The organism is Lentisphaerota bacterium (assembly GCA_016873675.1).
Classification (GTDB): Bacteria; Verrucomicrobiota; Kiritimatiellia; order RFP12; family JAAYNR01; genus VGWG01.
The window spans coordinates 1-8,848 of record VGWG01000107.1; the positions used below are offsets into that span (position 1 = coordinate 1).

Annotated in this window: 6 protein-coding genes and 1 tRNA gene; 2 read left to right on the forward strand and 5 right to left on the reverse strand. The window is 65.7% G+C overall.

What is annotated here, in order from left to right:
- Positions 1-483 precede the first annotated feature (483 nt).
- A tRNA-Tyr gene (locus tag FJ222_10700) sits at positions 484-569 on the reverse strand.
- Between the two features lie 128 nt (positions 570-697).
- On the opposite strand from FJ222_10700, the gene FJ222_10705 reads away from it, so the two are divergent.
- Together FJ222_10705 and FJ222_10710 are read left to right on the forward strand one after the other, a co-directional pair.
- Complete coding sequence (locus FJ222_10705) at positions 698-2,518, forward strand: radical SAM protein (GenBank protein ID MBM4164888.1); 1,821 nt, start codon at positions 698-700, stop codon at positions 2,516-2,518.
- Between the two features lie 287 nt (positions 2,519-2,805).
- A complete protein-coding gene (locus FJ222_10710; GenBank protein MBM4164889.1) occupies positions 2,806-4,068 on the forward strand; it encodes a formylglycine-generating enzyme family protein in 1,263 nt (420 codons plus the stop codon).
- A 153-nt stretch (positions 4,069-4,221) separates the two neighbouring features.
- Here FJ222_10710 and FJ222_10715 read toward each other — a convergent pair whose 3' ends face one another.
- Genes FJ222_10715 through FJ222_10730 form a run of 4 tightly spaced genes read right to left on the reverse strand, consistent with a single transcriptional unit; the run spans position 4,222 to position 8,594 of the window.
- The gene (locus FJ222_10715) at positions 4,222-4,935 is read right to left on the reverse strand and encodes a hypothetical protein (protein MBM4164890.1); all 714 of its coding nucleotides are present in this window, start codon (positions 4,933-4,935) and stop codon (positions 4,222-4,224) included.
- A 27-nt stretch (positions 4,936-4,962) separates the two neighbouring features.
- Positions 4,963-5,454 (reverse strand): biopolymer transporter ExbD, encoded by a 492-nt coding sequence (locus FJ222_10720; protein MBM4164891.1) that lies wholly within the window; start codon positions 5,452-5,454, stop codon positions 4,963-4,965.
- Between the two features lie 3 nt (positions 5,455-5,457).
- On the reverse strand, positions 5,458-6,099 hold the full coding sequence (locus FJ222_10725; GenBank protein ID MBM4164892.1) for a MotA/TolQ/ExbB proton channel family protein: 642 nt from the start codon (positions 6,097-6,099) through the stop codon (positions 5,458-5,460).
- Between the two features lie 20 nt (positions 6,100-6,119).
- Positions 6,120-8,594, reverse strand: a complete 2,475-nt coding sequence (locus FJ222_10730; protein MBM4164893.1) for a tetratricopeptide repeat protein — start codon at positions 8,592-8,594, stop codon at positions 6,120-6,122.
- Between the last annotated feature and the right edge of the window lie 254 nt (positions 8,595-8,848).

The window sequence follows — 8,848 nt, forward strand, 5'->3', positions numbered from 1 at the left end:
CAGGGCTACTAAATGAAGATTAGACACGATACGCCCCTCAACCCGATCCGGTTCGTGTGTAACTCGTTCATGCGTGGTTACATGCGAAAAATCTGCTCTAAAGAGGGTGCTTGTTTTCTGTCTAATTCTGTCTATTTCTGTCTATTGAGGCACTGGCAAACCCCCGGGTCTGTCAAAGTGGCACGGGCATCTTGCCCATGGAGTTTTGAAAGAGTCTCAGAAAGAAATTTAGATGCGTTTGCCCTGCCCGAAAAACGCCGTAGCTGGAAAAAATCCGGCGACAAAAATAAGGTGAAAAGAGAGGGGGAGACGGTTGACTCTGGGGCGGGCGGGCTGTATCCTTCCACTTGGCTTCACTTGGCTTAACTCGGGATACCTCGGTAGGTATTGAAAGAAACACGTCGGGACAGTTGAGGACAGGCCGAAAACACCGGAAAATGAAAAAAACCCAGCAAAACGTTTGTTTTACAGGGTTTTTTAGGCTGGTGGTGGGACTAGGATTCGAACCTAGGAAGGCGTTAGCCAGCAGATTTACAGTCTGCCCCGGTTGGCCACTTCGGTATCCCACCGCATGGAAAGTTCGCATATGATGGCAAAGAGGGCGGATGGTGTCAATACTAAGAAGGGGCTTGGCGTAAAAGACCGGTTCCACGGGTGTCTCTGCGATGTGCTGGTGATCACGCCGCCCTTGGTGCAGATGAATGCGCCGTATCCCGCCGCGGCGTGCCTGTGCGGCCACCTCGCGCGCGCGGGGCTGGCTGCCGCGCAGGCCGACCTGTCGCTGGCGCTCGCGCTGCGCGTGTTTTCACGGGAGGGGCTGCGCCGGGTGACGGACGCGATCCGCGCGCGCCGGCTGCGCGCGCCGACCGCATCGGTTTCGCATTTGTTGAGGCACGCCGCCGAGTATCACGCGACGATCGGGCCGGTGATCCGGTTTCTGCAGGGCCGCGACGGCACCCTGGCCAGCCGGATCGCTGGACGCCAGCTCCTCCCGGAAGGGCCCCGGTTTGCCAGTCTGGATGCGGCTGGCGCCGCTGCGCCGGATGCGCTGGCGGCGCGGGACGACGTGGCCAAATATCTCGCCGGGCTCTATCTGGATGATCTCGCCGACGCGATCCACGATGGCCTTGACCCGTGGTTCGGCTTCGCCCGCTATGCCGATCATCTCGTCAGCGCGCAGCCGGCGTTTGATCCCCTGGCCCGGGCTGTCGCGGACGACGCGTCGCTGATTGGAGGGATGATCGACGCGCTGACCGAGGAGACGCTCGCGCGCCACCGGCCGCGCGTGGTCGCGATCACCGCGCCTTTTCCCGGAACCGTCTACGGTGCGTTCCGGATCGCGCGGCGCATCCGGCGCGTCTGCCCGGACGTCACGCTGGCGCTCGGCGGCGGTTATGTCAACACCGAGCTGCGGGAACTGGATGACCCGCGCGTGTTTGATTTCTTTGATTATGTGTGTCTGGACGATGGCGAGGAGCCGTTGGAGCGGATTGCGCGGGGTGGGGGACTGGTGCGGACGTTTACGAGGCGTGCCGGGCGTGTGGTCTACGTGGCCGGGGCCGGCAGCAGCCGGTGTGTCGCTCCGGGATGCCCGGATTATGGGGGTGTCGATTTCGGCGACTATCCCGCGGTTGTCGAGTCGCCCAACCCGATGCATCGGATCTGGAGCGACGGCGCATGGATCAAGCTGCCGCTGACGCACGGCTGCTATTGGCACCGGTGCCGCTTCTGTGATCTGGCGCTGGGGGTGATCGGCCGTTACGCGCAGCCCCGCGCGGCGGCGGTCGTTGACACCCTGGAGCGGCTGTGCGAGGCGACCGGTCGTTCGGGGTTCCACTTCACCGACGAGGCGCTGCCGCCCGCGTTGCTGGGCCGGATCGCGGATGAGATCCTGCGGCGCGGTCTGGCGGTGAGCTGGTGGGGCAACATCCGTTATGAGCCGGCCTTCACACCGGAACTGGCGGCGCGCCTGGCCGCCGCAGGCTGCGTGGCGGTGACCGGCGGACTGGAGTGCGCCGAGGCGCGGCTGCTGGCGCTGATGGACAAGGGGATCACGATCGAGGGGGCGGCCCGCGCCTGCGGCGCGTGCGCGGCGGCCGGCATCCTGACGCACGCCTACCTGATGTACGGCTTTCCCACGCAGACCGCGCGTGAAACGGTCGACGCGCTCGACTATGTCCGGCAATTGTTCGCCGCCGGCGTTCTGCAGTCGGCCTACTGGCACCGGTTTGCGCTGACGGCGCACAGTCCGCTGGCTGCGGATGCAGCCCGGTACGGGCTGACGGTGAGCCAGACACGTCCGCCGGCGGGCCAGCGGTTTGCGCGAAACGAGATTGCCTTTGACGAGCCGGGTGCGCCCGATCATGCGGCGCTGGGCGCGGGACTGCGCCGGGCGGTATACAACTACATGCTCGGCATCGGCTTCGATACGCCGGTCACGGAGTGGTTCGACATCCGCGTGCCGTCCCCGAAGCTGCGCCGGCGATTGGTGCGCGATGCAGTGGCCCGCGCGATCTAATATTCAGGCACTTTTGCCTATTCTGGCTCTCGACGCCGTTGCGAGGGGTCTGCATTCGTGGCGAAGCCGGGAAAAGCGGTGTCGCGCGACACCGCTCTCAGGAGTAAGAAAACGGAGCCAAAACTGAAAAAGCGTCTGAAAATAAGATGTTTCCGATCCTAATCTTAATCTTAATCGTAATCGTAATCGTAATCCGTTCTCCACCAGGAGATTAGGATTAAGATTAAGATTACGATTACGATTAAGATGGCAGTGGCCCCTAAGGACAACAGAGAGGAGTGCTTATCATGAGACGGATGCAGACATGGCGATGGGTGCCGGCGGCGGTGCTGCTGGCAATGGGCGGGATGGCGGGTGTGACGGCGGGGCGGGCTGACGACCTCAGAATCTCGTCTTGGGACGCGCGCAGCAATCTGATGTTCCGCACGGCGGACACGAGTTGCGCGAATCACCACTACCGGGTTGAATGCGCTACGTCGCTGGTGTCGGCAGCGTGGTCGACTGTCAGAACGGTGGGCGGCGTCGGCGCCGGTACGTGCGTCACCAACGGTGTGCCGATGGATACGGACTCCATCTTCTACCGCGTGGTGGCAACGTCGAACTCGAACGCTTTCGTGGACGGCGCTTACATGGCCGTCGACATTTCCGGCGGCACCAATGCCACGAGCTACCCTGTGACGTACTACCGGACGATGGCGGACGTACCCGGCGGAGTGAACATCGACGCCTACAAGACCACAATCATCCTAATGCGGCTGATCTCCAATGGCACCTTCACCATGGGCTTTCGGTCAACGGACTACCCCGGCACAAGAAATGATTTGCACCAGGTGACGTTGACGAAGGACTTCTACATCGGGGTCTTCGAGGTGACGCAGCGGCAGTGGGAACTGGTGATGGGGAAAAAGCCGAGCAACTTCAACAACGCGACGTGCTACCAGATGAGGCCGGTGGAGAAGGTCAGTTACTACGAAATCCGGGAGAACCCGAACAACAGCGCGATCAGTCCGAACTGGCCGGCGACGAACACGGTACACGCGGACTCTTTCATGGGCAAGCTGCGTGCGAAGACGGGGCTGACGGGTTTCGACCTGCCTACGGAATCGCAGTGGGAGTACGCCTGCCGTGCAGGGACGACTACGGCACTGAACTCGGGGCAGAACCTGACGAACACCAGTAGTGATACGCGCATGGACGCCGTGGGTCGGTACAGATACAACGGCGGTTATGTCGGCGGCATGACTGTACCGGCGCAGGACTGCACAACGGCAAACGGAACGGCTGTTGCGGGGTCGTATCTGGCGAACGCGTGGGGTCTGTACGACATGCACGGCAACGTGTGGGAGTTGTGCTTGGACCAGTACGGGAATTACCCCGGGACCGTGACCGATCCGAAGGGCACTGCTTCGGGGATTGGCCGCGTCGTTCGTGGTGGCGGTTGGGCCTACACCTCGGAATACTGCCGCTCCGCGTACCGCGACGGCCGCGACGCGGACTACCGGTTCATCTACAATGGTTTCCAGGCTTGCTGCGTGCCCACAGGTCCGTGAAGTGAGCGAAGCAAGGCAGGCAAGCGATGAGTTCGTTCGGGCCACCCCCGCAGGCATAGGGATTTGAACACCCAACATCCAACGCTCAACGAGGACGAGGACGAGGACGCAGTGCGCGCCGTCTCGTCGGTTTAAATCAGAAGACGGCCTATTTCATTTTCCGCTTCCCGCCGGCCAGGCGAGATCGACCCAGCCGATGGCGGCGTTGGTGCCGCCGTCGGTTCGCATCGCGCGGAGCGCCTCGCGGGGCCAGTCGCCGGGGCTTTCGGCCAAGGCATGCACGATCTGGCCGGTGTGATCCAGCTCCACCCAGACGCGCATGCGGCCGGCCGTTGCGGGCAGGTTGGCGCGGGTGACCGCCGAGGTAAATCCCGCCCGTTCCAGGGCGCCGGACACCTGAAGCGACAGGGCGTTCGGCGCGGGTGGCGGATCGGACCCGGCGGGCGTGAGGGCGCGTTCCGAGAGAATGGGCAATCGCGCGGGAGTGTCCAGATGGACGGGCCGCCACGGTGCGGGGGGGCTGCCGGGGAGGAGGATCAGGGGTGCCAGGACCCGATCGGGCGCGGCTTCGCCCGCCTCCAGGCTGGCGCCGCCCGTGCGGCCGAAGCCGAGTCCCGCAGGGCGCGCGATGATGTCGGCCTTGAGATAGAGCGCCTGGGCGTCGGCGCCGACGAGGACATAGGCGGCGCCCGGCTCGGGCAGCCGTGGCACAGGCGGCGCCCGGTGTCGGGAGGCTTGCGAACCGGCCACGCCCCACAACAGGGTCATGATCACGAGGATCGCCGCTGCGGGCCACCAGAATATCAGCCGCCGGCGGTCCGGCCGCGGCCGCCAGATCTCGCGGGTTGTCGGGCTGTTGTCTGCCATGTCACACACCGTTCCGTGAAGGCTGCATCAATCCGGTTTCACGCCCACATTCACCCGCTGTACGCCAGCGGCGCGGGCCAAATTGACCGCCGCCACCACGTCGCCATGGGGCACCTGGCGGTCGGCGAGCAGCAGCAGTTCGCGGCGCGCGGTGTGGGAGAGCAGGGTGCGCATCGCGGCGCCCAGGCGCTGGGCCTGCTGAATGTCGGCGAGGCTGTAACGCTCGTCATCAAAAAAGACCAGTGTCTCCGAGTGCTGAGCGGTCCGGCTGACGGGGATGAGAACGGCGGTGATGCTTTCGTACAGCCCCTCCTGGAAAGGCGCGGGAGGCAGCTCGAAAACCACGCCCGGTCGCAAGGTTAAGCGCGAGCCGACCCAGATGAACAGGGCGGTGACAAGCAGCGCGTCGATCCACGGCACCGCCGCGAGGAACGATTGGCCGATCCGCGATTTGGGGCGGTATTTGTCGCGCAGCGTCTGCGCCCGCCACTGATCCCACGCGCCCGAGTGCCCGATCATGGTTCACGCCTCCTTCTTGGCGGTCCGCGCGGAGGCGTCGCCGGGAGCGGTGAGGAAGGCCACGATCTCCGTCGCGGCGCCCTCCATGTCGAGCGTGATGCGGTCGATGCGGTCCACGAGCAGGTGGTACATCGCGTAGCCGGGCGCGGCGATCAGGAGGCCGGCGGCGGTGGTGATGAGGGCCTGCAGCAGGCCCTGGGTCACCTGCGAGGCATCGACCAGCGGCGCCTGCCTGTGGATCGCCAGAACGGTGTCGAGGATGCCGAGGATCGTGCCGAGCAGGCCCAGCAGGGGCGCGGTGTAGGTGATCGTCACCACCGCGCCGATGCGGCGCTCGAGCCGGCTGAGTTCCGCGCGGCCGGTGCCGTCCACAGCCTCGCGAATGGCGTGCCGTGACTCATGGCGGTGCTGGATCGCGGTGCGCACAAGCGCGGCCACGGGCCCCGGGGTGTCCTCGCAGATGGCGACCGCCTCGCTGTCGTTGCCCCGTCCCAGAATCGTGCGGATCCCCTTGAGAAAGTCCGGGTAGTCGATCGCGGCACGGCGCATGTGCAGCAGGCGTTCGAAGAACACCAGCGCCTCGCCCGCGCCCAGCGCGAGGATCACCCACAGCACCACTCCGCCGTCTCTCAGTATCTCATGCATCGCGCACTCCCCTCCGACCGTCAAGGCCGCGTCCGTTCCAGTCGTTCCAGACGCTGGCGCGCCTCGGCCTGACCCGGCAGATCGGTGTCGGCCACACGTCGCAGCACACGCGCCGCGGCGGCGGGCTTGCCCGTCTGGATCAGCAGATCGGCCGCATTAAATGCCGCCAGTGTGAACCACACCGCCGATTCGTCGTCGATCCGCCCTTTGGCCCGGTCGTCCAGAAACGGGACGACGACACGGGCGTAATACTGCTCGATGGCCTCGCTGGTGCGCGTGAGCTTCTCCAGGCATCGGCCGATCTTGTATTCGGCCTGCAGCGCCATCGACGGTGTGACGTCGCGCCGGCCGAGCATTTCCCGATAGGCGTCCATCGCCTCCTGGAACCGTTTCGGGTCATCGCCGCCCATCAACAGGTAGCTGTCGCCCTTCCGGCCCCAGGCCGGGGTTCCCCAGTCGCTTTCGGGGTAGCGGGTGATCACTTCGCTGAACAGCAGCACCGCCTCGTCGAAACGCCGCAATTCGCAGAGGGCATCGGCTTGCACAAAGCGGGCTTCGGCCAGGCGTTGGCTGGCCGGGTAGGTTTTCCACAACCGGCCCATCAGCTCGACGGTCTGGGCCAGATCGTCGAGGCGGAATGCCGTCCGTCCGGCCCACAGCAGGGCGAAGTCGGCCCACGGTCCCTCGGGCCAGCGCTCGACGTACAGGAGAAACCGTTTGCGGGCGTTTTCGAACCGGCCGTGATTGAAGTCGTATTTGGCGAGCCAGAGGATCAGGTCGGGGAGGCGCGGCGCAGCGGGGAACTTCTCCAGGAAAGATTCGCCGGCGAGATAGGACTCGTCGTCACGCTTGAGGCTGAACAGGCTCATGACCTGCCAGTAGTGCGCTTCGCCCCGGGGGTCGGGCAGGGCGGCCGCCTCGGTGAAATCCCGAAGCGCAGCGTCGAAGCGGTAGGCGCGGAAGTTGGCGATTCCCCGCCCGATGAGCGCCTCGCTGCGCACGGCCAGATTAGTCGTCACGGCGAGCACCGCGCCGTACGCCTCCACAGCGGCCTCCACGGCCGTGCGGGCCGAGAGCAGCGTCGCCAGGCGCAACAGCGCCTGTTCGGCCAGCGGCGTGCCCGCGTAGCGCGTCGCCGTCTGCCGGAACGCGCCTTCGGCGGCGGAATCCCCGTCGCGCTCGAGGGCATCGGCCGACTGGAAGAGCGCGCGGGGCGCGAGCGCGTCCCCCGGGTAGAGCTCGTTGACGCTGCGATAGAGCTGGGCCGCCTGCTTGAAGCGGCCGTCGGCGGCGACCGCGTCGGCGGTGCGGTAGAGATAATCGGCCTTGTGCAACTGGTTCGTGGTGGTGTCGTGCAGTTTCTGGTACAGGTTGGCCGCCTCGCCGAAGCGCCCGATCTGAAACAGGGACCGGGCGCGGCCGGCAAGCGCCGCCAGCCCTTCGCCCGTCTCGCCGAAGGATTCGATGTAGACGCGGTAGGCGGTGGCGGCCCGTTCATGCAAGCCCGCTGCGGCCAGGGCGTCGGCCAGCCGCATCTGGGCGTTGCGCGCCTCGGGGCTTTCCGCGAATTCGCGGATCAGGGCCTTGATCCGGGCCTCGCCCTCGTCGAGCGTATTCGTGGCGCAGAGGAGGATGTCGGCGAGCCGGATACCGGCGGCCAGCCGCAGGTCTGGGCGTTGTGCCGCCTCGGTGGCGGCGCGCGCGGAGGCGATGGCATCGAGGGTCTTGCCGCCCGCGATCTGCAGCCGTGCCAGTTCGGCGAGCGCGCGCACCCGGCCCGACTCACCCGACTGCTCATGCGTGGCGAGCGTCTGCAGCACCCGCGTGGCGTCGGCTGGCCGGTCAAGCCGGGCCAGAATCGCGGCGTGCAACAGCATGCCGTTCTCGACAAAGGGGTCGGCGGGCGTCTCGCGGGGCTGACGTGCCAGCACGTCGACCGCATTCGTGGCCCGTCCCATCCCGTCGAGCGCCTGGGCCCACTCATACAACACCGCGGCGCGCAGCCCCGCATTCGTAACCGCCGCATCGAGCTCGGCATACACCCGCAGGGCACCGGCGTCGTCGTCCAGAGCCAAGCAGGCCTGGGCGGCCAGCCGTCGCAGCGCCGTCGCATCGTCCGATTGGGGATCCGCCGCGAGTCCGCCCTCTGCGGCGGCCCGCGCGCCGGCCGGGTCGTTCAACGCCAGCAGCGCGCGCGTGCGCCAATAGGCAAACGCGCCAGCCGCAGACTCCGCGAGGGTCGCCGCATGGCCATTCAGCGTGTTCAAGACCTCCTCGTTGCGCCCCTGTTCCGCGAGGGACTGCACATAGACCAGGAGCGCGTCGGCGCGCTCGGCAACCGTTCCGGCGGCCTCCACAAGCGCTTTCGCCTGCCGTTCCGCCAAGCCGTAGAGTTTGTCCGCCAGCGCGCTGCGCGCCACGTCAAGACCGTCAGCCGCGCGCGCGCCGCCCGCCGCCAGAAAGAGAAGCACACAGATGGAGAATTGTCTGATCACGCATGCAACCTTGAGTAGAAGAGGTCACGATCCGGGTTGGAGCGCCCACGCCGATCTGTCCGACACAACCGTTCGCCGATAGACGATAGCAAAGCGCCCGTTGCTATTCAACGGAAAAGGGCGGTTCCAGGGCAAACGCATCTAATTTCTGAACCTTTGTCAGTTTCTGGTTCAGGGATTGCTTCATTGCCTTTTTCCGAAGGCCGGTCGGGTTCTCTGACCATCCACTGCGCGTTCCGGCGGGAAAGCAGGTC